We start from the raw sequence: 26,698 nt of genomic DNA on the forward strand, positions 1-26,698 counted from the left end.
ATGAAAAATGGTGCAAACCTCAGAGCCTCTGCTGTTTGCACCATTGCACAGGTGAAACTCGACGTGTTACTTCGAGTCTGGACCGTAGATGTCAAAGTTGAAGTACTTGTCCTGGATCTGCTTGTACTTGCCGTTTGCACGGATCGCGTCGATGGCCTTGTTGATACGCTCGCGGTTGGCATCGTCACCTTTGCGCACGGCGATGCCGATGCCGTCACCGAAGTATTTCGCGTCGGTGAACGAAGGACCAACGAAGGCAAAGCCCTTGCCGGCGTCGGTTTTCAGGAAACCGTCTTCCAGCAGGGTGGCATCAGCCACGGTGCCGTCGAGGCGGCCAGCGGCCACGTCGAGGTAGATTTCGTTCTGGGTGCCGTACGGAACCACGGTGGCACCTTTGGCGCCCAGCACTTCCTTGGCGAAGCGGTCGTGGATCGAGCCGCGCTGCACGCCGATCTTCTTGCCTTTGAGTTCATCCAGGCTGTCGCTGACGGTAGCGCCGTCCTTCATCACCAGGCGCGCTGGGGTCAGGTAGTAGCGCTTGGTGAAATCGACCGATTTCTTGCGGTCATCGGTAATCGACATGGACGACAGGATGGCGTCGATCTTGCGCACCTTCAGCGCCGGGATCAGGCCGTCGAACTCCTGCTCGACCCAGGTGCACTTGGCTTTCATCTCTTCACACAGGGCGTTGCCGATGTCGTAGTCGAAACCGGCGATGCTGCCGTCGGGCTGCTTGAAGGCGAAGGGTGGGTAGGCCGCTTCGATACCGATTTTCAACGGTTTTTCATCAGCCTGCGACACCAGGGAAAACACGGAAAGCGCCAGGGCGCCAAGCAGTGCGAGCTTCTTCATCAGGTAACTCCATCGGTACGGGGCATTACAAGGCAGGAGTAACAACTGCCCGATATGCGAATGGGTACAACGCGAGCCGCGCAGGGTTCGACCAAGGTCGCAGACCACGAGCGAGTGAGTGGCATTTTAACGACAGCCCGGTAGTCGATATTTCTTCAAAGCGACAACTACTTACAGAAGCGCTTGAAACGGCAGCGGGCGAGGTTGACAGCCTTTGCAAGATATGCAAGAGCGCAAGGAAAATAACCTATAGAACTAGCAATTACTGGGCCTATTATTGGCAAAGCCTTGTACGACGGCAAGTGTAGCGTGCTGCACTGCAAGAAATGGCGCCGCGAACGCACCGAAACGGGTCATGAGTGTTCCCGCTCGCCCCGCAGCTGTGCGTAATCGGTGACAGAAGAGTTACCGATGAATGTCGGGTAACAGTAAAGCAAAAACCCCGCCGGTTGCCCGTGCGGGGTTTTCGTTTGAAGCAGGACTGCCCTGCAGTCCCGCTCATTTCATCAGGCCGACGCCAGGTTCATTGCCTTGTGGGTATCAATCAAATGCTGCACCACGCCCGGGTCGGCCAGGGTGGAGATATCACCTAGCGAGCCGTATTCCGCCGTGGCGATCTTGCGAAGGATACGTCGCATGATCTTGCCCGAGCGCGTCTTCGGCAGCCCTGGTGCCCACTGGATAACATCCGGCGAGGCAATCGGGCCGATCTCCTTGCGCACCCAGTTCTTCAGCTCCATGCGCAACTGCTCGGTGGGCTCCACGCCGGCATTGAGGGTCACGTACACATAGATGCCCTGCCCTTTGATATCGTGCGGCACCCCCACCACCGCAGCCTCGGCCACTTTGGCATGGGCGACCATGGCGCTTTCGATCTCTGCGGTACCCATACGGTGGCCGGAAACGTTGAGCACGTCATCCACCCGGCCCGTGATCCAGTAGTAGCCATCCTCGTCACGGCGCGCGCCGTCACCGGTGAAGTACATGCCGCGGAACGTCTTGAAGTAGGTATCGACGAAGCGGTCATGATCGCCATACAGCGAGCGGGACTGGCCCGGCCAGGAATCGAGGATCACCAGGTTGCCCTCGGCGGCACCATCGATCAGGTTGCCCAGGTTGTCCACCAGCGCCGGCACCACACCAAAGAACGGACGGGTCGCAGAACCCGGCTTGAGGCCCGTGGCGCCCGGCAGCGGGCTGATCAGGATGCCGCCGGTCTCGGTCTGCCACCAGGTGTCGACGATCGGGCAACGCTCCTTGCCGACGGTCTTGTAGTACCAGTTCCAGGCCTCAGGGTTGATCGGCTCACCGACCGAACCCAGCAGGCGCAGGCTCGAGCCGTCGGCACCCTCAACGGCCGCCTGCCCTTCGGCCATCATGGCGCGAATCGCTGTAGGTGCGGTGTAGAGGATGTTGACCTTGTGCTTGTCGACGATCTTCGACACCCGGGTAATGTCCGGGTAGTTAGGTACGCCCTCGAACAGTAGCGTGGTCGCACCGTTGGCCAGCGGCCCGTAGACGATGTAGCTGTGGCCGGTGACCCAACCGACGTCAGCGGTGCACCAGTAGACCTCGCCGGGGCGGTAGTCGAATACGCGTTCGTGGGTCAGCGCGGCGTACACCAGGTAACCACCGGTGGTGTGCAGCACGCCCTTGGGCTTGCCGGTGGAGCCGGAGGTATAAAGAATGAACAACGCCTCCTCGGCACCCATTTCCTTTGGCGCACAATGGCTGGAAGCTACCTTCATCAGGTCTTCGTACCAGATGTCTCGGTGCTGGTGCCAGGCAATGTCACCACCGGTGCGCTTGCATACGATGATTTTTTGCACGCTGCTGGTTTCAGGGTTGGTCAGCGCCAGGTCCACGTTGGCCTTGAGCGGAGTACGGCGGCCACCGCGCAAACCTTCGTCGGCGGTAATCACCACCTTGGACTTGCAATCGATGATGCGCCCGGCCAGCGCTTCGGGCGAGAAGCCGCCAAACACCACCGAGTGAATCGCACCGATGCGGGCACAGGCCAGCATGGCAACCACGGCCTCAGGGATCATCGGCATGTAGATGGTCACTACATCCCCACGGTGCACGTCCTGCCCGCGCAGGGCGTTGGCGAATTTGCAGACCTGCTCGTGCAGTTCGCGATAGGTAATGTTGCGGTGTTCGGAAGGGTCGTCACCTTCCCAGATGATTGCCAGTTGGTCGCCGCGCTCTTCGAGGTGGCGGTCCAGGCAGTTGGAGGAGACGTTGAGAGTGCCGTCGGCAAACCACTTGATATCGACATGGTGATCGTCGAAGGAAGTCTGCTTGACCTTGGTGAAAGGCTTGATCCAGTCAATGCGCTGGGCCTGCTCACGCCAGAAGCCGTCCGGGTTGATCACCGATTGCTGGTACATGGCCTTGTAGGTGGCCTCGTCGGTCAGGGTAGTGGCCGCAACCTCGGGACGAACGGGATACAGTGGAGCCGCACTCATCTGTGTTACCTCGGTGTAATAGTTGTTTTTGTATGGAACCGTTTGTAACTGTACCAGAGCGGCAAAAGCCATACGACGATGGTAGTAACGCGACAGGTTGCGCACCTTGTGGACGGCCGGAAAGGCTCTAGGCCGCAGCTGGCAACCCGGCGAGAGGGGAAAGCAAAAGATTTTCCCGGGGGATTGTTACAGTTTCTGTCAAAAGGCGAAAAAACTTTATCAAAACGCCCACTGTTTCCCTTAATTACCGAAGCATAAGATTCACTACGCCAGCAACGGCAAAGGCGATTAACAACTGGTAACAGTCACAGCCCCCACGAAGGCAACTCGTTAATCGCGCTCTAATCCGATAGTTGAAAACTTGGCTGTATTCGCGGTGCCACAAGCGCCGCGCGCCCCCTCACGACCTTAGACAGGTAAATAGAAAATGAAAGCGTTACTGGTATTGGTACTTGGTAGTCTTTGCAGTGCGGCAATGGCCGATGAAGCAAAGGATGCCGAGCAGATTCCGGTTGAACAGTACAGTTATTCGCAGCACCTGGATATCGCCCGCGTCATCTCCATGAGCGAAGTGCCAAACGTGTGCGAAGTCGTGCCGGCCCGCATGACCTACGAGGATTCCAAGGGTCAGAAGCACATTCTCGAATACCGCGTCATGGGTAACGGCTGCTCCAACGGCTGATGAATGATTTGGGCCCTGCGGGGCCCATTCGTCAACAATGCCACGATGAACAGTGTTGAGTTTAATCCACCCGTCACTCCGTCATTCATTCGACTTGCCCAACGAATAATCCCGCAACTTGTTGGCAATGGTTGTATGTGAAACACCCAGTCGCTTGCCCAGCGCCCGGCTACTTGGATATTCCCCGATCAGACTTTCCAGTACAGCCTTTTCAAAGCGCCCGACAATCTGCGAAAGATCACCTTCAAGGGTAAATTCACCCAAGGGTTGCCGCACGCCGTAATCCGGCAGGCGGATATGCTCGCCTTTCACTATTCCGCCTTCGCACAGCGATACCGCCTGGAACAATACGTTTTCCAGTTGCCGGACATTGCCCGGCCAATGGTAGTGCGCCAGTTTGTCCATCGCCGCAGGCGCCAGGCGCGGCAGGGCACAACCAATCTGCCGGCTGGCCTGATCGAGAAAGTGCTGCACCAACCCCTCCAGGCCGTCCATGCACTCGCGCAACGGCGGTATGTGCAACGACAACACATTGAGGCGATGGTACAGGTCCTGGCGGAATTCGCCCCGAGCGCACAATTCGGAAAGGTCCACCTGGGTTGCGCAGATCACCCGTACATCCAGGTACACCTCCTCATCACTGCCTACACGACGGAAGCAGCCGTCCTGCAGAAAGCGCAGCAGCTTCACCTGCAGGCGAGGGCTCATCTCCCCCACCCCATCGAGGAACAGTGTCCCACCAGCGGTCAACTCCAGCAGGCCCAGTTTGCCTTCGGCGCGCGCGCCCTCGAACGCACCGGGGCCATAACCGAACAGCTCGGTTTCCGCCATGGACTCTGGCAGGCCGGCACAATTGAGGGCCATCAAAGGCGCCTGCCCCCGCGGGCTGGCCAGGTGGCAGGCACGCGCCAGCAGCTCCTTGCCGGTACCTGTCTCGCCTTCGATCAGCAACGGTGCATCCAGCGGCGCCATGCGCCGCGCCTCACGCACCACCGCCGCCATCACACGCGAGCTTTGGAAGATGCTGTCGAAACCGCGCAGCTCCTGCTTGCGCACGTTATAGATGCGCTCGCCGATGCGGTCGGCACGGTGCAGGGTCAACACCGCGCCAGCCAATGCCTCGCTGTCGTCATGCTCGGACTGCAAAGGTGCGATGTCGGCCAGAAAAATGTCACCTTTGACCTTGACCCGCAGGCCATTGATTCGCGATTTGTTGGCCCGCACCAGTTCCGGCAGGTCGAAGTCCTCGACATAGCGCGCCAATGGGATGCCTGGCACCTCGTCGACCCTCACGCCCAGCAACTGCGCGGCGGTGCGGTTGGCGGCGACGATACTGCCGCCCATGTCGACCGACAGCACCGGGAAATCCAGCGCCCCCAGCAGCGCGTTGAGCTCCATGTGCCGTCGCTCGCTGGGCATCAGGCCGACACGCTTGACCCCGAAGACCCCGGCGATGGACTCGAATTTCGGGCGTAGAGCCTGGAACTGCAGGTTTATCAGGTTCGGGCAATGCAGGTAGATGGCATTGCCATGGTCGCCACCGACCTCACCACGGAGCACGTTGATACCGTACTCCACCAACAGGTTGAGGATGTCGCGAAGGATGCCGATGCGGTTCTGGCAATGCACTTTGATTCGCATGAAAGCTCTCGAAGCGGCGAGGTTTTTAAACCGGCCGCATAATATTCGTAAAGAAAAGCTGACAAAAACACAGCAATGGCCAGCTCGATACACCGAATTTTCCGCGATGCCGCCATGTTTGTAAAATTATCGTTACGAAAAACACCTTGAAACTGCAGTTCAGGCGTTCTGACACCGCGTGCAATCGGGCAGATGAAGGGATATTTCTTAGGTATGTCGTGGACATAACAATAAAAGCCCTCACCAGGAGAGCCACATGAAACAGACGCAATACGTGGCGCGCGAGCCCGATGCGCAAGGCTTCATCGACTACCCGCAGCAAGAGCATGCGGTATGGAACACGCTGATCACCCGCCAGCTGAAAGTCATCGAAGGCCGGGCATGCCAGGAGTACCTGGATGGCATCGATCAGCTCAAGCTGCCCCATGACCGCATTCCGCAACTGGGCGAGATCAACAAAGTGCTGGGCGCCACCACCGGTTGGCAGGTTGCCCGTGTGCCGGCACTGATCCCCTTCCAGACCTTCTTCGAGCTGCTAGCCAGCAAACGCTTCCCGGTCGCCACGTTCATCCGCACCCCACAAGAGCTGGATTACCTGCAGGAACCGGACATCTTCCACGAGATCTTCGGCCACTGCCCGCTGCTGACCAACCCCTGGTTCGCCGAGTTCACCCACACCTATGGCAAGCTGGGCCTGGCCGCGACCAAGGAACAGCGCGTGTACCTGGCGCGCCTGTACTGGATGACCATTGAGTTCGGCCTGATGGAGACCGCACAAGGCTGCAAGATCTATGGCGGCGGCATCCTCTCTTCGCCCAAGGAAACCGTCTACAGTCTGTCCGGTGAGCCGGAGCACCAGGCCTTCGACCCGATCGAGGCCATGCGCACCCCCTACCGTATCGACATCCTGCAGCCCCTGTATTTCGTGCTACCGAACCTCAAGCGCCTGTTCGACCTGGCCCACGAAGACATCATGGGCATGGTCCAGCAAGCCATGCAGCTGGGGCTGCATGCGCCGAAGTTTCCACCCAAGGTCGCCGCCTGAGCGACCTTGCCGACAACAACTCGAATCGGAAAACACCTCATGAATGCCTTGAACCAAGCCCACTGCGAAGCCTGCCGCGCCGATGCGCCGAAAGTCACCGACGAGGAACTGGCCGAACTCATCCGCGAGATACCGGACTGGAACATCGAAGTACGTGACGGCCATATGGAGCTGGAGCGCGTGTTCCTGTTCAAGAACTTCAAGCATGCCCTGGCATTCACCAACGCAGTTGGCGAAATCGCTGAAGCCGAAGGCCATCACCCAGGCCTGCTGACCGAATGGGGCAAGGTCACCGTGACTTGGTGGAGCCACTCCATCAAGGGCCTGCACCGCAACGACTTCATCATGTGCGCACGGACCGACAAGGTTGCCGATACCGCTGAAGGGCGCAAGTAACACGTTGCAAAAGGCCGCTGCGCGCCCTGTTCGCGGGGCGCACAGCGGCCTTGTTGTGTCAGGAAAATGTCCGGTATCCGCCCGCAAAACCGACAAGCGACCGGGAAAAATTACAAACTGTCATCCAGACTTGTGTATCCTGCCTCAGCTTTGCGAAGCTCCAAACGCGCCTGGCGCAGCCTTTTGACTCACACTTGCGAGGAACGACGAGATGCACGAAATCCCGAATCTTCCCTTCCCAAGCCTGAACCCCGAAGAGCAAACCGTTGCCGCTCACTCCGAACCGGCGCCTGCCGTCGAGGATGGCGACGATCAATCCAGCGCTGACCAGGAATAACCGCGCATCCCCCGACTGTGTGAAAACGGCTGACTTTCGGACTACCGCTGTCATCACGTTTTCACACCGTCCAGAACTTCTGCCACGTAGGCCCCCATGCCCGATTCACCGCGCCCCCTTGCGGTCACCCTGCAAGTCGTCTCCATCGTCCTGTTCACCTTCATCGGCTACCTGAACATCGGCATCCCCCTCGCCGTGCTGCCTGGCTACGTGCACAACGACCTGGGCTTCAGCACCGTCGTCGCCGGCCTGGTGATCAGTGTGCAATACCTCGCCACCCTGCTCAGCCGCCCCACAGCCAGCCGCATCATCGACAACCTGGGCAGCAAGAAGGCCGTCATGTATGGCCTCGCCGGTTGCGGCCTGAGTGGTGTTTTCATGCTCGCCTGCGCCTTCCTCACCCACCTGCCTTGGCTGAGCCTGGCCTGCCTGCTGGTCGGCCGCCTGGTACTGGGCAGCGCAGAAAGCCTTGTGGGCTCGGGTTCGATCGGCTGGGGGATTGGCCGGGTCGGCGCTGAAAACACCGCTAAAGTCATCTCCTGGAACGGGATCGCCAGCTATGGTGCGCTGGCCATCGGTGCCCCACTGGGCGTGCTGATGGTAAAGCACCTGGGGCTGTGGAGCATGGGGGTGAGCATCATCGTGCTATGCGCGACAGGCCTGCTGCTGGCATGGCCAAAACGCGCTGCGCCGATTGTCAGCGGCGTGCGTATGCCGTTTCTGCGGGTGCTGGGCAAAGTGTTCCCGCATGGTTCGGGCCTGGCGTTGGGCTCGATCGGCTTTGGCACCATCGCCACCTTCATTACCCTGTACTACGCCAGCCGTGGCTGGGCGAATGCAGCACTGACCCTGAGCCTGTTCGGTGCCAGCTTCATCTGTGCGCGGCTGCTGTTCGGCAACCTCATCAACAGGATTGGCGGGTTCAGGGTGGCGATCGTGTGCTTGTCGGTCGAGACACTGGGCCTGCTGATGCTGTGGCTGGCACCCAGCGCAGAACTCGCCTTGGCCGGAGCGGCGCTCAGTGGCTTCGGCTTCTCGCTGGTGTTCCCGGCGCTGGGCGTGGAAGCGGTGAATCAGGTTTCGGCAGCCAACCGCGGGGCGGCGGTGGGGGCATACTCGCTGTTCATCGACCTGTCACTGGGCATTACCGGGCCACTGGTGGGCGCGGTGGCGTCGGGGTTCGGGTTTGCTTCGATGTTTCTGTTTGCGGCAGCGGCGGCGTGCTGCGGGCTGGTGTTGAGCCTGTATCTGTACCGTCAGGCGCGGCGTTTCAGGCATATTTGAGCGCATGTGGGGGGGGGGCGCTACGCACCCCTTTCGCGACACGAGGCCGCTCCTACGGGTAACCGCGTACCTCTGCAGGAGCGGTCTTGTTTCAGCGGGCGTACTGCAACACCACTTCCAGCGGATGGCGCATCTGCCGCTCGGTCATGCGCTTGACCTGGCTACGGCACGAATAGCCGGTTGCCAGGGCCTCGCCCTCCTTGTCCAGCTTGGTCGCCCAGGACTGTTCGAAGATGGTCCGCGACGTCTCCTGGTTACGTGCCTCATGCCCGTAGGTACCGGACATGCCGCAGCACCCCGTGGCCTCGGTCACCAACTTCAGGCCCAGGCGCGCGAACACCTGCTCCCATTGGCGGGTACTGGCCGGCACGTTGGTCTTCTCGGTGCAGTGCGCCATCAGGCGGAAGTTGCCGGGCGCGGCGTGCGCCTGCTCGGGCAGCACATCCATCAGCCATTCCTGGGGCAGCAACACCTTCGGGCAGCCCTCCAGGCCCGGCACCTTCTGGTACTCCTGGCGGTAGACCAGGGTCATGGCAGGGTCAAGGCCCACCAGCGGTACACCACAGTCGGCCAGGGCCTTGAGCTGGGTGGCATTACGGATTGCCGCCTTGGCAAAAGCCCCCAAAAAGCCCTGCACGTGCAGCGGCTTGCCATTGGCACTGTAAGGCGCCAGGAACACGCGGTGGCCCAGGCGATGGGCCAGCTCGATGAAGGCGGCCAGCAGTGGTGTCTCGAAGTAACGGGTGAAGGCATCCTGCACCAGCACGATGCTGCGCTCGCGCTGGGCCGGGGTCAGTTCACGCAGCGCCGGCACACTGGCCACGCCAACCCGGCAGCGCGTGAGGGTGGACTGGAAGTTGAAGCGGCTGATCAGCGGGCTGTCGACCATGCCGACCTTGTCCGCCAACAAACTGCTGACCCACTTCGACCCCATCACCGCGTTGTACAGCCCCGGTGCATGGGCCAGGTAGGGGATGCTGAATTCCAGCGAACCGATCAGGTAATCACGCAGCGGGCGCTGGTAGCGACCGTGGTACAGCTCGAGGAAACGCGAGCGGAAGTCCGGCACATTGACCTTGATCGGGCACTGGCCTGCACATGACTTGCACGCAAGGCAGCCGGCCATGGCGTCGTAGACCTCATGGGAAAAGTCTTCCTGGCCCTGGTTGCGTGCACGGTTGTTGCGCAGCCGTGCCGGCAGCCCCTTGAGCCAGGACACCTTGTTGCGCGCCGCAGCCAGCACATCGATGTTCGCCTCACCCTGCAGGCGCAGCCATTCGCGCATCAACGAGGCGCGCCCCTTGGGCGAATGCTGGCGCTCACGGGTAGCCTTCCACGAGGGGCACATGGCGTCATTGGGGTCATAGTTGTAGCAAGCACCATTGCCGTTGCAGTGCACGGCACTGCCGAAGTCCTGCCATACACGCTCGTCGATGGTACGGTCGAGGTCGCCACGCAAGGTTACGCCATCGACCCTGGTCAGCCCTTCGGCGCTGCCTGGCGGGGTGCAGATCTTGCCGGGGTTGAGCTGGTTGCGCGGGTCGAAGGCACCTTTGAGGCGCTGCAACGCCGGATACAGCTCACCGAAGTACTCCGGCACATATTCCGAACGCAGCCCTTTGCCATGCTCGCCCCACAGCAGCCCGCCGTAGCGTTTGGTCAACGCCGCCACGGCGTCGGAAATCGGCTTGACCAGTGCCGCCTGGGCGGGGTCTTTCATGTCCAGTGCCGGGCGTACGTGCAGCACGCCGGCGTCGACGTGGCCAAACATGCCGTAGGCCAGGCCATAGCCGTCCAGCAGCGCGCGGAAATCGGCAATGTAGTCGGCCAGTTGCTCCGGCGGCACTGCGGTATCTTCAACGAAAGGTTGCGGGCGCACCTCGCCCTCGACGTTGCCCAACAGGCCCACCGAACGCTTGCGCATGGTGTAGACCCGAGTCACGGCCTCGGCCCCTTCGGCCAAGGTGTGGCCCAGGCGCTCGACACTGGTGTCGCGCTGCAGGTGGTCGATGAAGGCTTCAACCCGAGCATTGACCTCGGCCGGCTCATCGCCACAGAACTCCACCAGGTTGATACCCAAGGTGGGGCGCTCCGGGTCGGCCGGGAAGTACTCGGCAACGCTGTGCCAGACGATGTCTTTCATCGCCAGCATCAGCACCTTGGAGTCCACCGTCTCGATCGACAGCGGCTTGTGCGCCATCAGCGCATTGGCATCGCGCAGCGCGTCCATGAAGCTGGTGTAGCGGACGTTGACCAGCACCGCATACTTGGGAATCGGCAGCACGTTGAGCTTGGCTTCGACCACGTAACCCAACGAACCCTCGGCGCCACACAGCACACTGTTGAGGTTGAAGCGGCCCTGTTCGTCGCGCAGGTGCGCCAGGTCGTAGCCGGTCAGGCAGCGGTTGAGCTTGGGGAAGGTGGTTTCGATCAGCTCGGCCTGGGTTTCCTGAATTTCGCGGGCAGTCCGATAGACCTCACCCACCCGACCGGGCGCAGCACAAGCCTGCTCCAGTGCAGCGTCGTCGATCGGCAAGCTGTGCAGGCGCTCGCCACCGAGCAGCACGCTGTGCAGTTCCAGCACGTGATCGCGAGTCTTGCCGTAGGTGCAACTGCCCTGGCCGCTGGCGTCGGTGTTGATCATGCCGCCAACGGTAGCGCGGTTGGAGGTGGACAGTTCAGGCGCAAAGAACAGCCCGTGCGGCTTGAGCGCGGCATTGAGCTGGTCCTTGACCACGCCAGCCTGCACCCGCACCCAACGCTCCTGGACATTGATTTCGAGGATGGTGTTCATGTGCCGCGACAGGTCGACCACGATACCGTCGGTCAGCGATTGGCCATTGGTGCCGGTGCCGCCACCGCGCGGGGTCAGTTTGACCTGCTGGAAGCGTTCTTCGCCCATCAGCGCGGCCACCCGCGCCACATCGTCGGCGTCCAGCGGGAACACCGCCGCCTGGGGCAGGCGCTGGTAGATGGAGTTGTCGGTAGCCAGCACGGTACGGGTACCGTAATCGGCGCTGATCTGGCCACGGAAGCCGCTGCTGCGCAGGGCTTCGAGGAATTCTGGGTAGGCGGCGGTCGGCGCAGTGGTCGGCAGCTGGGCGATCATCGAAGGATGGCCTCTTGATATGGGCTAATTCACGGGAATCCTGTCGCCCTGGCATGGGTTGAGCCATGCCAGGATGACGAATAGGCCAATGTTCCTGTAGTTTCGCCCCAGGGGCAAACGGATAATCCTGCCGCTATCAATGACTTTTATGAATGAATTACCGCCACCTCACACCCTCCATGTCATTGCTGCTGGCTTTCGAGGCTGCCGCCCGGCATGAAAGCTACACCCGCGCAGCTGCCGAACTGTCCCTGACCCAGAGCGCGGTCAGCCGCCAGGTGCAGGCGCTGGAACAGCAACTCGGGCTGACCCTGTTCCGCCGCGAAGGCCGCCAGGTACAACTCACCGACGTGGGCCGGCTGTACCAGCGCGAGCTCAGCGAAGCCTTGGGCCGCATCCGCAGCGCCACCTTGCAGGCCCTGGCTTACCAGTCCGGGGTCGGCACGCTGCGCCTGGCGACCTTGCCCACCTTCGGCTCCAAGTGGCTGCTGCCGCGCCTGCATGCCTTCTACAGCGCCCACCCGGGCATGCTGGTGCATATTCATTCGCGGATCGAAGCGATCAACTTCGACACCAGCGAGATCGATGCCGCCATCGGCGTGGCCAGCCATGACCTGCCGGGGCTGATCTGCCATCGGCTGCATGCCGAGGAACTGGTGGTGATCCTGCCACCGCAAGCCAACATCGACGGCCAGGGTTGGGACCCGGCACGTATCAGCGCCGAGGTGCTGCTCAACGTTGCCAACAATCCACATGCCTGGGGCGAGTGGTTTTCACACCATGGCCTGCCGCACCGGGCGATGCGCCTGGGGCCGAGTTTCGAGCTGACGTCACACCTGATCCAGGCGGTACGTGCAGGGATCGGCATCGGCTTGGTGCCGCGGATACTGGTGGACGAGGAGCTGGCCAAAGGCGAGCTGTTCAGCCCTGGTACGGCGTTCGCCAGCCAGCGCAGCTATTACCTGATCTATCCGCCAAGGAACGAAGCGTTGCCCTCGCTGCGGGCGTTTCGTGGCTGGTTGCTCGAGCAGATCTGAGTGCTTTCCTGCGTTCACAGACCCTGTCGCCGGCGAGGCGGCGCATAAAAAACCCGATGCCAGCCACCTGACATCGGGTTTCGTTCACCGCCCGCTGCGCTTACTTGGTAGCGGTGCCGGCTGCTGCGCCATTGCCCAGCTCACGACGCTTGGACTTGATGATGTAGAAGACGAACATCACCAGCACCCACACCGGAATGGCATACACCGAAACCTGGATGCCCGGGATTTGCAGCATGATGCCCAGGATCAGTACCACGAATGCCAGGCAGATGTAGTTGCCATAGGGGTACCACAGGGCCTTGAACAGCGGCTTCTGGCCGGTGCGGTCCAAGTGCTGGCGGAACTTCAGGTGCGAGTAACTGATCATGGCCCAGTTGATCACCAGGGTCGCCACGACCAGCGACATCAGCAGCTCCAGCGCATCATGCGGCATGAAGTAGTTGAGCAGCACGGCAATCAGGGTAACGGCTGCCGACACCAGGATCGAACGCACCGGCACGCCGCGCTTGTCGACCTTGGCCAGGGCTGCGGGGGCATCACCTTGCTCGGCCATGCCCAGCAGCATGCGGGCATTGCAGTAGGTACCACTGTTGTACACCGACAGTGCCGCCGTCAGGACCACGAAGTTCAACAGGTGGGCGGCCACATCGCTGCCCAGCAGCGAGAACACCTGAACGAACGGGCTGCTACCGTAGCTGCCGCCAGAAGCATCGATGCTGGCGACCAGGCTGTCCCACGGGGTCAGCGACAGCAGAACGACCAGCGCACCGATGTAGAAGATCAGGATGCGGTAGATGACCTGGTTGATGGCCTTGGGGATCACGGTTCTCGGCTTGTCGGCTTCGGCTGCAGTGAAGCCGAGCATTTCCAGCCCCCCGAAGGAGAACATGATGAACGCCAGCGCCATGACCAGGCCGCTGACACCATGCGGGAAGAAGCCCCCATGCGCCCACAGGTTGGTCACCGAAGCCTCGGGGCCGCCGCTGCCGCTGGTCAGTAGGTAGGCGCCCAGGCCGATCATGCCGACGATGGCCGCGACCTTGATGATGGCGAACCAGAACTCGGCTTCGCCGAACACCTTCACGTTCATGAGGTTGATGACGTTGATCAGCAGGAAGAAGCCCGCTGCCGTGACCCACGTCGGGATCTCCGGCCACCAGTAGTGAATGTACTTGCCGACCGCCGTCAGCTCCGACATGCCCACCAGGATGTACAGCACCCAGCAGTTCCAGCCCGACATGAAACCGGCGAAACCGCCCCAGTACTTATGGGCAAAGTGGCTGAACGAACCGGCCACCGGCTCTTCGACGATCATCTCACCAAGCTGGCGCATGATCATGAAGGCGATGAAGCCGCAGATGGCGTAGCCCAGGATCATCGACGGGCCGGCGGATTTCATCACGCCTGCCGAGCCAAGGAACAGGCCGGTACCAATCGCGCCGCCAAGGGCGATCAACTGGATGTGGCGGTTCTTCAGGCCCCGCTTGAGCTCGCCTGAATGCATGTTGTGTTCACTCATGAACGAAGTCACCTGCATTGTTTTTATCTGTGACGGAATCGGACCCACCGCGCTCGTGGCGCAGCGGAATGGGCAAGGTGGTTACCTTGGTTTCTTGAACACAGTCGCCGCCGCAGCGGATCAGCCAGGTGTGAGCAAGAGTGCGCGGTACGCAAGAGAGTCACAGGTAAAACGCGGCGCACTGTATACCCCTGCAAGCGCGCAGGCGTCAACGCGTTGCGTCGTTTCCTCGGAAAAAACGCAGCGATCCTGTGGTAGGAAGCCCTGAAAGGCGGAGTGATCGGCGTACATGGCGCCTCCATTTGTTGTTCTATAGGCCCGGCTCTTCGGACGGGCTTTTGCACACGGCAATGGTCGCTATATCAGCGTGGGACGGGGGGTTGAGCAATAGGGCTGGCGGCGCAGGCGGGGCTCTTGAGCTGCGGGAGCGGCAAGATCCGTTTACAGAGAAGGTGCCCAGCAAGAGAAACCGGGGCAATTCGTACAGTTTTCTTTACAGGGCGGTTTGAAAACTTGCCAGTCGTCCGAAAAATTCTTTTTCTTCAACATCTTGGCGCGCGGTGAGGCCCACACAAAACTGCAGACGAAAAAAAGCCAGCCCGAAGGCTAGTGCCTGCCAGTCAGCGTTATTGGGGCTGCTACGCAGCCCATCGCCGGCAAGCCAGCTCCTACAGGAACCGCGCAGTTCTTGGTTTGCGCTGTAACCTGTGGGAGCCGGCTTGCCGGCGATGGGCCGCACAGCGGCCCCAAATCGCTTAACTGACTGGCATTAGCCCGAAAGCTGGCGCTTTGATCACGGCCTGAGCCGATCAGCCACGCGGTTTGCCGCGACCACGCCCTGCCGGCTTATCACCGTCGGGCTTGGCCGGGCGCTTGCGCATCTCGCTTGGACGCTCAGCCACCGCACTGCCGCGGCTGCCTTTGCGTGGCGCCTCTTCACGCGGCTGGCGAGCCGGACGCTCGGCAGCTGCGGCTTCCTGCGCCGGGCGCAGGCTGCGCACGCGCTCGCTACGCCCCATGGGCCGGGTCGACTTGCGCTGCAGGCGCTCCATCTTGTCCTTGGCCTTAAGGTTCATGGCAGGCAGCGCAACCGGCTGCAGGCCCACTTCAGCGGCCAGGATGTCGATTTCGCCCTGGGTCATTTCACGCCAGCGGCCCATCGGCAGATCGGAGTTGAGGAACACCGGGCCAAAACGCACGCGCTTGAGGCGGCTGACCACCATGCCCTGGGATTCCCACAGGCGGCGCACCTCACGGTTGCGACCTTCCATCACCACGCAGTGGTACCAGTGGTTGAAACCTTCACCCCCCGGGGCCTTCTGGATGTCGGTGAACTTGGCCGGGCCGTCTTCAAGCATCACGCCCGCCTTCAGGCGTTCGATCATCTCGTCGTCGACCTCGCCACGCACACGCACCGCGTATTCGCGGTCCATCTCGTAGGACGGGTGCATCAGGCGGTTGGCCAGTTCACCGTCGGTGGTGAACAGCAGCAGACCGGTGGTGTTGATGTCGAGTCGGCCAATGTTGATCCAGCGGCCTTCCTTCGGCCGCGGCAGGCGGTCGAACACGGTCGGGCGGCCTTCCGGATCGTCACGGGTGCAGATCTCGCCATCGGGCTTGTTGTACATGATCACCCGGCGCGTGGCCTCAGCGGCCTCTTCGCGCTTGATCAGCTTGCCGTCGACAGCGATGGCATCGTGAAGGTCGACGCGCTGGCCGAGGGTGGCCGCGACGCCATTGACCTTGATGCGGCCCTGGCTGATCCAGGCTTCGACGTCACGGCGCGAACCCACGCCGATGCGCGCCAGCACTTTCTGCAGCTTTTCGCCGGCTGGCGGGGTGTTTTCGGTATTTTGCAGGTCTTGCTCACTCATCTGGGCACCTCCCGGTGTAGGAATGAAAACAGAGGTTCTGGCGACGAACGCGCCAAAAGGTCGCGCATCATACGCGGTTCCAAAGGGGAACGCACTGGAGCTTAGAGGGTTTTCAGGGGGTGGAGTGGTTTTCTGCCCAGTGGTTTTGTAATGAAAGGGCCGGCCTCATCGCCGGCAAGCCGGCGCCCACCACGCCGCGCAGCGCCTGTAATCCATGCGCCCAAGTCTCAGGGCTGCAACTTGTTTTGATCCTCAACCGCGACCTCAGGCTCTGGCGCATCTTCCTCTGGCAAATCATCGAAATCGGTCTTGAGCCCCTCCTCCATCGCATCCAGTTCCACCAGCAGGCTACGGAAGCTCGTCTCCTCCTTAGGTTCGGCGACCGCCTCCTCGTCGGCCAGGCTGGCATCGGCCAACGCCTGCAAATGCGCCGGCACCGGTGCATCATCCGGGTCCAGCAACGGCTCCGGCTCCATTTCGCGCAGCTCGGCCAAGGCCGGCAACTCGTCCAGGCTCTTGAGGTTGAAATGATCGAGAAACGCCTTGGTGGTGGCGAACATCGCCGGCCGCCCAGGGACCTCGCGGTGGCCAACTACCCGGATCCACTCACGCTCCATCAGGGTCTTGATGATGTTGCTGTTGACCGCAACACCCCGCACGTCCTCGATCTCGCCACGGGTGATGGGCTGGCGGTAAGCGATCAAGGCCATGGTTTCGAGCAGCGCACGGGAATAGCGCTGCGGGCGTTCTTCCCACAGGCGGCCCACCCACGGCGCGAAATTGTCGCGAATCTGCAGGCGATAGCCGCTGGCCACTTCCTTGAGCTCGAAGGCCCGGCCACTGCAGGATTTGCCGAGCACGTCCAAGGCTTTCTTGAATACCTTCGGCTCAGGGCGCTCGGCCTCCTCGAACAGCTCGTACAGCCGTTCAAGAGATTGCGGTTTGCCTGAGGCAAGCAGAAACGCCTCGATCAGCGACGCCAGGTCGCGGGGTTCATTCAGATTCATCAGGTTCTTCGACAGACTCGGCACGCACCCGGACATGGATCGCGGCGAAAGGCTCATTCTGCACCAGTTCGATCAGCGATTCCTTCACCAGCTCAAGAATTGCCATGAAGGTGACCACCACACCCAGCTTGCCTTCCTCAGCCATGAACAGCTCCACGAAAGGCACGAAGCCGCCACCCTTCAGCCGTTCGAGCACTTCGCTCATGCGCTCGCGGGTAGACAGCGTCTCACGGGTGATCTGGTGGCTTTCGAACAGGTCGTTGCGGCGCATGACCTCGGCCATCGAAACCAGCAACTCTTCCAGGCTGACCTGGGGCAACAGCTTGCGCACCTTGGCCTGGGGCGCCTCAAGGCGCGGCACCACGACGTCACGGCCAACCCGCGGCAGTTCGTCGATGCCTTCGGCCGCGGCCTTGAAACGCTCGTACTCCTGCAGGCGGCGGATCAGCTCGGCACGCGGGTCGCCTTCCTCCTCCTCGACCTCGGCGGAACGTGGCAGCAACATGCGCGACTTTATCTCGGCGAGCATGGCAGCCATCACCAGGTATTCGGCGGCCAACTCCAGGCGCACGCTTTTCATCAACTCGACGTACCCCATGTACTGGCGGGTAATCTCCGCCACGGGGATGTCAAGAATGTCGATGTTCTGCTTGCGGATCAGATAAAGCAGCAGGTCGAGTGGGCCTTCGAAGGCCTCGAGGATGACCTCCAGCGCGTCCGGTGGAATGTAAAGGTCCACCGGCATCTCGGTCAGGGCTTCGCCGTAAACCAGGGCCAACTGCAATTGTTGAGGCAGTTCGGCTTCGATGGCCGCAGCCTCGGGTATCTCCATCTGGCTCACGCGTTGACCAGAAATGGCGTGGGGTCGCCGCAGCCTTCACGGATCAGTTCGGGCTCGTCGCCAGACAGGTCGATGATGGTCGAGGCCTTCAGGTCGCCGAAACCGCCGTCGATGACCAGGTCCACGTGATGCTCCAGGCGCTCGCGAATTTCATAGGGGTCGGTCATCGGCTCGGTATCACCGGGCAGGATCAGGCTCACGCTCATCAGCGGCTCACCCAGTTCTGCCAGCAGTGCCAGGGTGATGCCGTGGTCCGGAACCCGCAGGCCGATGGTGCGACGCTTCTCGTGCAACAACAGCCGCGGCACCTCGCGGGTGCCATTGAGGATGAACGTGTAGGGGCCGGGCACATGCGCCTTGAGAAGACGGAAAGTGCCGGTGTCGACCTTCGCGTACAGGCCCAACTGCGACATGTCGCAGCACATCAGGGTGAAATTGTGGGTCTTGTCCAAACCGCGCAGACGCCGAACCCTCTCGATCGCTGCCTTGTCACCGATCTGGCATCCCAGTGCGTAGGCCGAGTCGGTCGGATAGACGACCACACCGCCCTTGCGGATGATTTCCACCGCCTGGCGAATCAGCCGCGGCTGGGGGTTCTCCGGATGAATCTGGAAAAATTGGCTCACGAAGTCTTCCTGTTCATATCGCCATAGGTTGTTCATGGCTGAATCGGCGCCACAGAGGTGGCAGATCCTCAGGCAATGGCCGGTAGGCACCGATCTCGCCCCAGGTGCCGGGGCCGTGGAAATCGCTGCCAGCGCTTGCCAGCAGGCCGAACTCACGAGTGAGGATGGACATCGTGCCCACCTGCTCGGCAGGCATCATCCCATTGACCACTTCAAGCGCCTGCCCACCTGCCTGAATATAGTCGGCAATCAGGCGCCTGCGCTTGCTGCGGGTCAGATCGTAGTGCATTGGATGGGCCAGGCTCACCCAGGCGTTGGACTGGCGCAATGTGGCAACGGTTTCCTCGAGCGTCGGCCAATGCAGCTTGACGTCACCCAGCTTGCCGGCCCCCAACCACTTGCGAAACGCTTCGCCACGGTCTTTGACGTGGCCTGCGCGCACCAGGTGCTCGGCAAAATGCGGCCGTGCCGGTGCGTTACCGCTGTCGCCCAACTCCTGCTGCACGGCGCGGGCACCCTCGAGGGTACCTGGCATGCCCTTGGCCGCCAGCCGTTTGTCGATTTCCTCGGCGCGCAGCCAGCGGCCACGGTGCAGGGATTCGATCGCTTCGAGCAGCGGCGGGGCTTCAAGCGGGAAGTCATACCCCAGTACATGGATGGTCGCGCCCCCCCACGTGCACGAAAGCTCCACCCCGCTGACCCAGCGCATGCCCCGTTCGACGCAGGCCTGGCGGGCCTCGGGCAGGCCCTCAAGGGTGTCATGGTCGGTCAGTGCCAACGTCTGCACCCCGTGCTCCTGGGCCCGGGCGACCAGGACCGCGGGCGCCAGGGCGCCGTCGGAGGCCGTGCTGTGACAGTGCAGATCAACATTCATAGAGGAGCGCTACCGCTGGATTCGATGTTTGTTATTATGCCGCCACATCCCGATTCTGGCTGCCATTGTGAAACAATTCATCGATTTCATCCCGCTGCTACTGTTCTTCATCGTCTACAAGCTCGACCCCCGCCCCATGGAAGTGGCAGGGCACAGCTTCGAATTCGGCGGTATCTATAGCGCCACGGCGATGCTGATCATCAGCTCGCTGGTGGTGTATGGCGCGCTGTTCCTGCGCCAGCGCAGGCTGGAGAAAGGCCAATGGCTGACGCTGGTCGCCTGCCTGGTATTCGGCGGCCTGACCCTGACCTTCCATAGCGAGACCTTCCTCAAGTGGAAGGCGCCGGTGGTCAACTGGCTGTTCGCCCTGGGCTTTGCCGGCAGCCACTTCATCGGGGACCGGGTGCTGATCAAGCGCATCATGGGCCACGCCCTGACCCTGCCCGATGCCATCTGGACCCGACTCAACCTGGCCTGGATCGCATTTTTCCTGTTCTGTGGCGCGGCCAACCTGTTCGTCGCCTTCACCTTCCAGGAGTTCTGGGTCGACTTCAAAGTCTTCGGCAGCCTGGGCATGACCGTGATATTCCTGGTGGCGCAGGGCGTGTACCTGTCGCGCCACCTGCACGACACTCCGTCTACCTCCAAACCCAAGGATTGACATGCTTTACGCCATCATTGCCAGCGACGTCGCAAATTCCCTGGAAAAACGCCTGGCCGCACGCCCGGCGCACATCGAACGCCTCAAGCAGCTGCAAAGCGAAGGCCGCGTGGTACTGGCCGGCCCGCACCCGGCCATCGACAGCAACGACCCGGGTGAAGCCGGTTTCAGCGGCAGCCTGATCGTCGCCGAGTTCGATTCCCTCAGCGCTGCCCAGGCCTGGGCCGATGCCGACCCGTACATTGCAGCGGGCGTTTACGACCAGGTCATCGTCAAACCTTTCAAGCAAGTCTTGCCCTGATCGATAAATTGTCGGCGTCTGCGGTATCTTTGCCACTGGCGAGCGCGTCAGACGCCGTCGATTTGAATTGAGTGAGTCATGAGCGAGCTGTTACTGATTGATGATGACCAGGAACTCTGCGAGCTGCTCGGCAGCTGGCTGACCCAGGAAGGTTTTGCCGTCCGCGCCTGCCATGATGGCCAGAGCGCGCGCCGAGCGTTGGCCGAACATGCACCGGCAGCGGTAGTGCTCGACGTGATGCTGCCTGACGGTAGCGGCCTTGAGCTGCTCAAACAGCTGCGCAGCGACCATGCAGAGCTGCCGGTGCTGATGTTGTCGGCCCGCGGCGAGCCGCTGGACCGCATTCTCGGCCTGGAACTGGGCGCTGACGATTACCTGGCCAAGCCCTGCGACCCGCGTGAGCTGACCGCCCGCTTGCGCGCAGTGCTGCGCCGCAGCCACCCGACCGCTACCACTACACAGGTGGAGATCGGCGACCTGGCCTTCAGCCCCGTGCGCGGCGTGGTCAGCATCGATGGCCGCGAGATGACCCTTACCCTGTCTGAAAGCCGTATCCTCGAAGCTCTGCTGCGCCAGCCAGGCGAGCCGCTGGACAAGCAGGAGCTTGCGCAGATCGGCCTGGGCCGCAAGCTGACCCTTTACGATCGCAGCCTGGACATGCACGTCAGCAACCTGCGCAAGAAGGTCGGCCCGCACGCCGACGGCCGCCCGCGCATCGTCGCACTGCGTAGCCGCGGCTACTACTACAGCCTGTAGGCAGGGGCAGCTGCAAGCTTGCAGCTTGAAGATCGCAGCGCTTTCTTTACCCAGCCTTTACCGTTCGCTGACTGCGCTTGACCTTGATCTCCCTAGACTGAGCTCATCCGGTAACCACCGGCCCATGACAGGAGAGACACCATGCGCAAGACCTTGATCGCCCTGATGTTCGCCGCTGCCTTGCCGACCGTGGCCATGGCCATGCCAGAAGGCGGCCCGCGTCACGACGGCCCGCATCATCGCGGTGACGCGCCTTTCGCCCAGCTGGACCTGAGCCGCGACCAGCGCCAGCAGATTGGCAAGCTGATGGGCGACCAGATGAAAAACCGCCGCGACATCACCGAACGCTACCTGGCCAAACTGCCGGCAGCGGACCAGAAGGCCATGAAGGACGAACTGAAGGCCAGCCACGACAAGACCGATAGCCAGGTCCGTGCCCTGCTCAAGCCAGAGCAGCAGAAGAAGTTCGACGAACTGCAAAAAGCGCGTGAAGCACGCAAGGCTGAATGGAAGGAATTCCAGGCCTGGAAAGCTGAAAAAGCCGGCAAGGCCCAGTAAGCTGTCCCACCAATGCCCGGCCCGCCCACAAGCGCGCCGGGCTTTTCCCGTTTAGGAGGTGCTCTTGCGTTCTCTGTTCTGGCGCATCCTGGCCAGTTTCTGGCTGGCTATCACCCTGGTCGCAGGCCTGTCGATCCTGCTGGGCCATATGCTCAACCAGGATGCCTGGATACTCAGCCGCCACCCCGGTCTCAGTACGCTCGCCAGCCGTTGGGTCAAGCACTATGAACACGAAGGCCTGGCGTCGGCTCAGCATTTTCTCGAACGACGCAAGCAGCGCTTCAAGATCGATGTACAGGTGCTCGACGACAGTGGCGAGGCCGTGGTACCCGGTACCTTCCCGCGCCGCGCCGCAGCCTTCGAGGCACGCCAGCACAATGACGAGCGCCGCCTGCCCTGGCGTCGCTTGACCGAGGAGTACACCAGCCCCGAAAGCGGTGAGACGTACCTACTGATCTACCGTATTCCACACCCGGAACTGGACGCCTGGCACCGCGAGAGCCTGCTCTGGCCACTGAGCGCCCTGGGCATAGCCCTGGTGGTGCTGACCCTGTTCAGCCTGCTGGTGACCCTGTCCATCACCCGCCCGCTGAGCCGCCTGCGCAGTGCGGTGCACGACCTTGGCCAGGCCAGCTACCAGCAAAACAGCCTGGCGCGCCTGGCTGCACGGCGTGATGAGTTCGGCGTGCTGGCCAAGGACTTCAACAAGATGGGTGCCCGCTTGCAGAGCCTGATCGGCAGCCAGCGCCAGTTGCTGCGCGACGTTTCCCACGAACTGCGCTCACCGCTGGCGCGTCTGCGCATCGCCCTGGCGCTTGCCGAACGGGCTGAAGCCGAGCAGCGCCAAGCCTTGTGGCCGCGTCTGACCCGCGAATGTGACCGGCTGGAAGACCTGATCAGCGAAATTCTGACGCTGGCCCGGGTCGATGCTGAGCAGTCTCACGCCGAAACGGTCGACCTCAACGCCCTGCTGGGCAGCGTGCGCAAGGACGCACAGCTCAGCGCACCAGAGCAGGACGTTCGGCTGGAGGCGCAACCGGGCTTGACGCTGCAAGGCTGGCCAACGCTGATCGAGCGTGCCGTTGACAACCTGCTGCGCAATGCCTTGCGTTTCAATCCGCAGGGGCAGCCGATCGAGGTGCGCGCCGGGCGTGAGCAGGGGCGCATCGTCGTGAGTGTGCGTGACCATGGGCCGGGGGTGTCGGCGGAGCACCTGGCGCAGCTGGGTGAGCCGTTCTTCCGTGCCCCCGGGCAGGAGGCACCCGGGCATGGCCTGGGGCTGGCGATTGCGCGCAAGGCGGCGGAGCGCCATGGCGGGAGGCTGGTACTGGAGAACCACCCACAGGGCGGTTTTGTCGCCCGGCTGGAATTGCCGCTGGAAGTGGAGATTGGCAGTTGAATCCGAGAGGGCTGCGCTGCAGCCCAATCGCCGGCAAGCCGGCTCCCACAGGTACCTCGCTGCTCTCCAGCTCAGCGCAAACCCAGTGGGCCGGCTTGCCGGCGATTGGGCCGCACAGTGGCCCCTGGCGTCATTCGCCCCAGGCGCTGACGAACTCGGCGGTTTGCAGAACCGGTGCAGTACGCGGCTCGGCCATCGGCGTACCGACATACAGGTAACCGATCAACTCTTCGTTCTCGCCCAGCCCCAAGCCCTTGTGCACATGGGCATCGAAGGCCATGTCGCCGGTACGCCACACTGCACCGATACCTTGGGCATGTGCGGCTATCAGGATGCCATGCGCCGCACAGCCTGCCGCCAGGCGCTGCTCCGACATCGGCACCTTGTAGTGGTCCTGCAGCCTGGCGATCACCACGATCAGCAGCGGCGCACGCAACGGCATGGCGCGGGCCTTGTCCAGCGCAGCCTGGGTAGCATCGCCCTTGTTCTGCACCGCTTCGGCAAACAGCTCGCCGAGCTTCTCGCGGCCCTGGCCTTCGATGGTCAGAAAGCGCCATGGCCGCAGCTGGCCGTGATCGGGCGCGCGCAGCGCAGCCTGGAACAGCGCCTCGCGCTGGGCGGCATTTGGCGCAGGTTCAGTGAGGCGTGGCACGGATACACGGTTGAGCAATGCGTCGAGAGCCTCCATCGGCTACCCTCCTGGCAGTTGAATGTGCGGCCATTCTCAAGCTGCTAGCTGCAAGCTGCAAGCGCCAAGCAGAAGCCGCCCGGTGCACACGGCCATTTCTTCCAGCTTGTAGCTCGCAGCTTGCAGCTGCCAGACCCACAGGTAGAATGGCGCCCTTCCGTTCAGAGTCAGAGCAGATCACATGGCGTTGCCGACCTTAAGGATCATTGGTTTCATCATCGGCATCTTCCTGATCACCCTGGCGGTCAGCATGGTCGTCCCCATGGCGACGCTGGTGGTCTTCGAACGTACCGGCGACATGCCGTCGTTCCTCTGGTCAAGCCTGATCACCTTCGTGGCAGGCTTGCTCCTGATCATCCAGGGCCGCCCGGAGCATGTGCACCTGCGCCCGCGCGACATGTACCTGCTGACCGTCAGCAGCTGGCTGGTGGTAGGCGTGTTCGCCGCCCTGCCCTTCCTGCTGACCCAGCACATCAGCTACACCGACGCCTTCTTCGAAAGCATGTCCGGCATCACTGCCACCGGTGCCACCGTGCTCAGCGGGCTGGACACCATGTCGCCGGGCATCCTGATGTGGCGCTCGATGCTGCACTGGCTCGGCGGTATCGGCTTCATCGCCATGGCGGTGGCGATCCTGCCGCTGCTGCGCATCGGTGGCATGCGCCTGTTCCAGACCGAATCGTCCGACCGCTCGGAGAAGGTCATGCCGCGCTCGCACATGGTCGCCAAGTCGATCGTCGGGGTGTACGTCTGCTTCTCGGTGCTGGGCGCCCTGGCCTTCTGGTGGGCCGGCATGAAGCCGTTCGACGCCATCAACCATGCCATGTCGGCCATTTCCACCGGGGGGTTCTCGACCTCCGACCAGTCCCTCGCCAAATGGGACATCCCTGCCGTGCACTGGGTCGCGGTGGTAGTGATGATCCTTGGCAGCCTGCCCTTCGCCTTGTACGTGGCGACCCTGCGCGGCAACCGCAAGGCGCTGATTCGCGACCAGCAGGTCCAGGGGCTGCTTGGCTTGCTGGTGGTCACCTGGCTGGTGCTGGGTACCTGGTACTGGGCCACTACCAACCTGCACTGGCTCGATGCCTTGCGCCACGTGGCGTTCAACGTGACCTCGGTGATCACCACCACCGGTTTCGCCCTGGGCGACTACAGCCTGTGGGGCAATTTTTCGCTGATGCTGTTCTTCTATCTGGGCTTCGTCGGTGGCTGCTCTGGTTCGACCGCCGGCGGTATCAAGATCTTCCGCTTCCAGGTGGCCTACATCCTGCTCAAGGCCAGCCTCAACCAGTTGATTCACCCACGCGCCGTGATCAAACAGAAATACAACGGCCATCGCCTGGACGAAGAGATCGTGCGCTCGATCCTGACCTTCTCGTTCTTCTTCGCGATCACCATCTGCGTCATGGCGTTGCTACTGTCGCTGCTGGGCGTGGACTGGATGACCGCACTGACCGGCGCCGCCGCAACCGTTTCGGGCGTTGGCCCGGGCCTGGGTGATGTGATCGGCCCGGCAGGCAACTACGCCATGCTGCCAGACGCTGCCAAGTGGATTCTTGCCGGCGGCATGCTGCTCGGCCGCCTGGAGATCATCACGGTGCTGGTGCTGTGCATGCCGGCGTTCTGGCGTCACTGACCACCTCGGGGTCCGCGCCCAGACGGGCGCGATACTCGCTGGGGGTGACGTCGAACCAGCGGCGGAAGGCCCGGTAGAAGTTGCTCGGGTCAGCGAACCCCAACAGGTAGGCGGTTTCCAGCAAGGTCATGCCGGGCTGGGCGAGGTACTGCTCTGCCAGCTCGCGACGGGTGTCGTCCAGCAATGCCTGGAAGCTGGTGCCCTCTTCCTGCAAGCGGCGCTGCAGGGTGCGCTGGGACAGGTGCAGCGCCTGGGCCAGGGTTTCCCGCTTGGGTTCGCCCTGAGGCAGGATGCGGCAAAGCACCTGGCGCACCCGGTGGGTCACCCGGCTTTCAGAGAAGCGTGCCAGATATTCCCCGGCAAACCGGTCGTGCAGAATGGCCATGGCCTCATTGGCGGTCGGTAGCGCAGCTTCCATGTCGGCGCGCTCGAACACCAGCGCGTCGTGCGGCGCACCGAACACCAGCGGGGAATGGAAAGCCACCTTGTAGGGCTCGACGTTCTTGGGTTGAGGCCCCTGGATCAGCACCCGCCGCGGCTGGATGGGCCGCCCGCTGAGCCACTTGCACAGCGCCAGCGCACAGGCCAGCGAAGCCTCTGCACTGTGCCGTGTCGGTGGCAGGTGATCACCGTGCACGGTGAGGATCAGCGAATACCCCTCAGGCCCCAGGCGGAAGCTCAGGTCGGAGCTTTCAGCGATGATGCGCTGGTAGCGCACCAGGCGCTCGAAACCTTCAGCCAGGGTGCGGCTGGACATCAAGGCGTAGCCCACCACATGGAACGAAGCCGGCCTGACCACCCGCGCCATGTTCAGGCCGATCGCTTCATTGCCCGACAGTTCTACAGCCAGTTGCCAAAGGCGGGTCATGGAATCCTGAGGGAACCGCGCATCGGGGTCGTCGAGGGCAGCGAAATCCAGGCCGAGTTGCTCGAACATGGCCGGGCAGTCGAGCCCTTCCAGCTCGAGCGCCTTCACAATCCCTGATGCCCAGCTGGCTGACGTGGTTCTCTCACTCATGACAGGCTTCTTATCCTGACCGCTTCATGCGGTTAACCTCAAGGATACTCATTTGGCGCCTATTGTCACTGGTAGGCTCCGCCAAT

24 protein-coding genes are annotated in these 26,698 nt (G+C 62.2%); 12 read left to right on the plus strand and 12 right to left on the minus strand.

The window, feature by feature from the left end; all coding sequences use genetic code 11:
- Positions 1 to 66: 66 nt before the first annotated feature.
- Both EGJ09_RS18290 and acs read right to left on the minus strand, forming a co-directional pair.
- Positions 67 to 852: an ABC transporter substrate-binding protein gene (locus EGJ09_RS18290; protein ID WP_115274155.1), complete on the minus strand. Its 786-nt coding sequence runs from the start codon at positions 850 to 852 to the stop codon at positions 67 to 69.
- 506 nt (positions 853 to 1,358) lie between these two features.
- Entirely contained in the window at positions 1,359 to 3,320 is a 1,962-nt protein-coding gene (acs, locus tag EGJ09_RS18295) for an acetate--CoA ligase (RefSeq protein ID WP_115275500.1), read from the minus strand.
- Positions 3,321 to 3,747: 427 nt separating this feature from the next.
- On the opposite strand from acs, the gene EGJ09_RS18300 reads away from it, so the two are divergent.
- Positions 3,748 to 4,002 (plus strand): DUF2790 domain-containing protein, encoded by a 255-nt coding sequence (locus EGJ09_RS18300; protein ID WP_012315605.1) that lies wholly within the window; start codon positions 3,748 to 3,750, stop codon positions 4,000 to 4,002.
- An 81-nt stretch (positions 4,003 to 4,083) separates the two neighbouring features.
- On the opposite strand, the gene EGJ09_RS18305 is transcribed toward EGJ09_RS18300, so the two are convergent.
- On the minus strand, positions 4,084 to 5,643 hold the full coding sequence (locus tag EGJ09_RS18305; protein ID WP_046785398.1) for a sigma-54-dependent phenylalanine hydroxylase transcriptional regulator PhhR: 1,560 nt from the start codon (positions 5,641 to 5,643) through the stop codon (positions 4,084 to 4,086).
- Between the two features lie 256 nt (positions 5,644 to 5,899).
- On the opposite strand from EGJ09_RS18305, the gene phhA reads away from it, so the two are divergent.
- The 4 genes from phhA (at position 5,900) to EGJ09_RS18320 (ending at position 8,705) form a co-directional block, all read left to right on the plus strand.
- On the plus strand, positions 5,900 to 6,688 hold the full coding sequence (gene phhA / locus EGJ09_RS18310; RefSeq protein WP_012315607.1) for a phenylalanine 4-monooxygenase: 789 nt from the start codon (positions 5,900 to 5,902) through the stop codon (positions 6,686 to 6,688).
- Between the two features lie 39 nt (positions 6,689 to 6,727).
- Positions 6,728 to 7,084 (plus strand): 4a-hydroxytetrahydrobiopterin dehydratase, encoded by a 357-nt coding sequence (locus tag EGJ09_RS18315; protein WP_039604830.1) that lies wholly within the window; start codon positions 6,728 to 6,730, stop codon positions 7,082 to 7,084.
- Positions 7,085 to 7,295: 211 nt separating this feature from the next.
- Entirely contained in the window at positions 7,296 to 7,421 is a 126-nt protein-coding gene (locus EGJ09_RS26800) for a hypothetical protein (RefSeq protein ID WP_256345817.1), read from the plus strand.
- Positions 7,422 to 7,517: 96 nt separating this feature from the next.
- A complete protein-coding gene (locus EGJ09_RS18320; protein WP_125924516.1) occupies positions 7,518 to 8,705 on the plus strand; it encodes an MFS transporter in 1,188 nt (395 codons plus the stop codon).
- Between the two features lie 91 nt (positions 8,706 to 8,796).
- On the opposite strand, the gene EGJ09_RS18325 is transcribed toward EGJ09_RS18320, so the two are convergent.
- The gene (locus EGJ09_RS18325) at positions 8,797 to 11,814 is read right to left on the minus strand and encodes an FAD-binding and (Fe-S)-binding domain-containing protein (RefSeq protein ID WP_119687583.1); all 3,018 of its coding nucleotides are present in this window, start codon (positions 11,812 to 11,814) and stop codon (positions 8,797 to 8,799) included.
- Between the two features lie 152 nt (positions 11,815 to 11,966).
- Between EGJ09_RS18325 and EGJ09_RS18330 the strand changes: the two genes are divergently transcribed.
- Positions 11,967 to 12,851: a LysR substrate-binding domain-containing protein gene (locus EGJ09_RS18330; RefSeq protein WP_046785402.1), complete on the plus strand. Its 885-nt coding sequence runs from the start codon at positions 11,967 to 11,969 to the stop codon at positions 12,849 to 12,851.
- Between the two features lie 100 nt (positions 12,852 to 12,951).
- Here EGJ09_RS18330 and EGJ09_RS18335 read toward each other — a convergent pair whose 3' ends face one another.
- The 6 genes from EGJ09_RS18335 to EGJ09_RS18360 all read right to left on the minus strand — a co-directional run bounded on the left by EGJ09_RS18335 (position 12,952) and on the right by EGJ09_RS18360 (position 19,595).
- A complete protein-coding gene (locus EGJ09_RS18335) occupies positions 12,952 to 14,373 on the minus strand; it encodes an amino acid permease (RefSeq protein ID WP_161871241.1) in 1,422 nt (473 codons plus the stop codon).
- Positions 14,374 to 15,182: 809 nt separating this feature from the next.
- Complete coding sequence (gene rluB, locus EGJ09_RS18340) at positions 15,183 to 16,247, minus strand: 23S rRNA pseudouridine(2605) synthase RluB (RefSeq protein WP_125924517.1); 1,065 nt, start codon at positions 16,245 to 16,247, stop codon at positions 15,183 to 15,185.
- A gap of 227 nt (positions 16,248 to 16,474) precedes the next feature.
- Positions 16,475 to 17,254, minus strand: coding sequence for an SMC-Scp complex subunit ScpB (gene scpB / locus EGJ09_RS18345; RefSeq protein ID WP_115274151.1), 780 nt, complete (start codon positions 17,252 to 17,254; stop codon positions 16,475 to 16,477).
- Complete coding sequence (locus EGJ09_RS18350) at positions 17,241 to 17,966, minus strand: ScpA family protein (RefSeq protein ID WP_177433170.1); 726 nt, start codon at positions 17,964 to 17,966, stop codon at positions 17,241 to 17,243. Before EGJ09_RS18350 ends, scpB begins: the two co-directional genes overlap by 14 nt.
- Before the next feature lie 125 nt (positions 17,967 to 18,091).
- Positions 18,092 to 18,721 carry an L-threonylcarbamoyladenylate synthase gene (locus EGJ09_RS18355; protein WP_039604644.1) on the minus strand — a complete coding sequence of 210 codons (630 nt, stop codon included), beginning with the start codon at positions 18,719 to 18,721 and terminating at the stop codon, positions 18,092 to 18,094.
- Positions 18,722 to 18,734: 13 nt separating this feature from the next.
- Complete coding sequence (locus EGJ09_RS18360) at positions 18,735 to 19,595, minus strand: PHP domain-containing protein (RefSeq protein WP_046785406.1); 861 nt, start codon at positions 19,593 to 19,595, stop codon at positions 18,735 to 18,737.
- A gap of 67 nt (positions 19,596 to 19,662) precedes the next feature.
- Between EGJ09_RS18360 and EGJ09_RS18365 the strand changes: the two genes are divergently transcribed.
- From EGJ09_RS18365 to EGJ09_RS18385, 5 genes are all read left to right on the plus strand, one after another.
- The gene (locus EGJ09_RS18365; protein WP_046785407.1) at positions 19,663 to 20,256 is read left to right on the plus strand and encodes a septation protein A; all 594 of its coding nucleotides are present in this window, start codon (positions 19,663 to 19,665) and stop codon (positions 20,254 to 20,256) included.
- Position 20,257: 1 nt separating this feature from the next.
- The gene (locus EGJ09_RS18370; RefSeq protein ID WP_039604111.1) at positions 20,258 to 20,557 is read left to right on the plus strand and encodes a YciI family protein; all 300 of its coding nucleotides are present in this window, start codon (positions 20,258 to 20,260) and stop codon (positions 20,555 to 20,557) included.
- Positions 20,558 to 20,635: 78 nt separating this feature from the next.
- Positions 20,636 to 21,313, plus strand: coding sequence for a response regulator transcription factor (locus EGJ09_RS18375; RefSeq protein ID WP_046785408.1), 678 nt, complete (start codon positions 20,636 to 20,638; stop codon positions 21,311 to 21,313).
- 141 nt (positions 21,314 to 21,454) lie between these two features.
- Entirely contained in the window at positions 21,455 to 21,871 is a 417-nt protein-coding gene (locus EGJ09_RS18380) for a Spy/CpxP family protein refolding chaperone (RefSeq protein ID WP_039604113.1), read from the plus strand.
- Between the two features lie 58 nt (positions 21,872 to 21,929).
- Positions 21,930 to 23,270, plus strand: a complete 1,341-nt coding sequence (locus EGJ09_RS18385; RefSeq protein WP_046785410.1) for a HAMP domain-containing sensor histidine kinase — start codon at positions 21,930 to 21,932, stop codon at positions 23,268 to 23,270.
- A gap of 130 nt (positions 23,271 to 23,400) precedes the next feature.
- Here the strand turns inward: EGJ09_RS18385 and EGJ09_RS18390 are convergent, their stop codons facing one another.
- Positions 23,401 to 23,958: an NAD(P)H nitroreductase gene (locus EGJ09_RS18390; RefSeq protein ID WP_046785411.1), complete on the minus strand. Its 558-nt coding sequence runs from the start codon at positions 23,956 to 23,958 to the stop codon at positions 23,401 to 23,403.
- 181 nt (positions 23,959 to 24,139) lie between these two features.
- Between EGJ09_RS18390 and EGJ09_RS18395 the strand changes: the two genes are divergently transcribed.
- A complete protein-coding gene (locus EGJ09_RS18395) occupies positions 24,140 to 25,594 on the plus strand; it encodes a TrkH family potassium uptake protein (RefSeq protein WP_115274146.1) in 1,455 nt (484 codons plus the stop codon).
- Here EGJ09_RS18395 and EGJ09_RS18400 read toward each other — a convergent pair.
- Positions 25,551 to 26,612: an AraC family transcriptional regulator gene (locus EGJ09_RS18400; RefSeq protein WP_012315624.1), complete on the minus strand. Its 1,062-nt coding sequence runs from the start codon at positions 26,610 to 26,612 to the stop codon at positions 25,551 to 25,553. The two genes, EGJ09_RS18395 and EGJ09_RS18400, sit on opposite strands and share 44 nt — an antisense overlap.
- Positions 26,613 to 26,698 lie beyond the last annotated feature (86 nt).

The sequence above is a fragment of the Pseudomonas sp. p106 genome, assembly GCF_003936645.1.
Taxonomy (GTDB): domain Bacteria; phylum Pseudomonadota; class Gammaproteobacteria; order Pseudomonadales; family Pseudomonadaceae; genus Aquipseudomonas; species Aquipseudomonas putida_E.

What these genes read in the sequence shown, in the direction of transcription:
- EGJ09_RS18290 (WP_115274155.1), bottom strand. Translation starts at nt 852, where the DNA reads ATGAAGAAGCTCGCACTGCTTGGCGCCCTGGCGCTTTCCGTGTTTTCC.
- acs (WP_115275500.1), bottom strand. Translation starts at nt 3,320, where the DNA reads ATGAGTGCGGCTCCACTGTATCCCGTTCGTCCCGAGGTTGCGGCCACT.
- EGJ09_RS18300 (WP_012315605.1), top strand. Translation starts at nt 3,748, where the DNA reads ATGAAAGCGTTACTGGTATTGGTACTTGGTAGTCTTTGCAGTGCGGCA.
- EGJ09_RS18305 (WP_046785398.1), bottom strand. Translation starts at nt 5,643, where the DNA reads ATGCGAATCAAAGTGCATTGCCAGAACCGCATCGGCATCCTTCGCGAC.
- phhA (WP_012315607.1), top strand. Translation starts at nt 5,900, where the DNA reads ATGAAACAGACGCAATACGTGGCGCGCGAGCCCGATGCGCAAGGCTTC.
- EGJ09_RS18315 (WP_039604830.1), top strand. Translation starts at nt 6,728, where the DNA reads ATGAATGCCTTGAACCAAGCCCACTGCGAAGCCTGCCGCGCCGATGCG.
- EGJ09_RS26800 (WP_256345817.1), top strand. Translation starts at nt 7,296, where the DNA reads ATGCACGAAATCCCGAATCTTCCCTTCCCAAGCCTGAACCCCGAAGAG.
- EGJ09_RS18320 (WP_125924516.1), top strand. Translation starts at nt 7,518, where the DNA reads ATGCCCGATTCACCGCGCCCCCTTGCGGTCACCCTGCAAGTCGTCTCC.
- EGJ09_RS18325 (WP_119687583.1), bottom strand. Translation starts at nt 11,814, where the DNA reads ATGATCGCCCAGCTGCCGACCACTGCGCCGACCGCCGCCTACCCAGAA.
- EGJ09_RS18330 (WP_046785402.1), top strand. Translation starts at nt 11,967, where the DNA reads ATGAATTACCGCCACCTCACACCCTCCATGTCATTGCTGCTGGCTTTC.
- EGJ09_RS18335 (WP_161871241.1), bottom strand. Translation starts at nt 14,373, where the DNA reads ATGAGTGAACACAACATGCATTCAGGCGAGCTCAAGCGGGGCCTGAAG.
- rluB (WP_125924517.1), bottom strand. Translation starts at nt 16,247, where the DNA reads ATGAGTGAGCAAGACCTGCAAAATACCGAAAACACCCCGCCAGCCGGC.
- scpB (WP_115274151.1), bottom strand. Translation starts at nt 17,254, where the DNA reads ATGAATCTGAATGAACCCCGCGACCTGGCGTCGCTGATCGAGGCGTTT.
- EGJ09_RS18360 (WP_046785406.1), bottom strand. Translation starts at nt 19,595, where the DNA reads ATGAATGTTGATCTGCACTGTCACAGCACGGCCTCCGACGGCGCCCTG.
- EGJ09_RS18370 (WP_039604111.1), top strand. Translation starts at nt 20,258, where the DNA reads ATGCTTTACGCCATCATTGCCAGCGACGTCGCAAATTCCCTGGAAAAA.
- EGJ09_RS18375 (WP_046785408.1), top strand. Translation starts at nt 20,636, where the DNA reads ATGAGCGAGCTGTTACTGATTGATGATGACCAGGAACTCTGCGAGCTG.
- EGJ09_RS18380 (WP_039604113.1), top strand. Translation starts at nt 21,455, where the DNA reads ATGCGCAAGACCTTGATCGCCCTGATGTTCGCCGCTGCCTTGCCGACC.
- EGJ09_RS18390 (WP_046785411.1), bottom strand. Translation starts at nt 23,958, where the DNA reads ATGGAGGCTCTCGACGCATTGCTCAACCGTGTATCCGTGCCACGCCTC.
- EGJ09_RS18395 (WP_115274146.1), top strand. Translation starts at nt 24,140, where the DNA reads ATGGCGTTGCCGACCTTAAGGATCATTGGTTTCATCATCGGCATCTTC.
- EGJ09_RS18400 (WP_012315624.1), bottom strand. Translation starts at nt 26,612, where the DNA reads ATGAGTGAGAGAACCACGTCAGCCAGCTGGGCATCAGGGATTGTGAAG.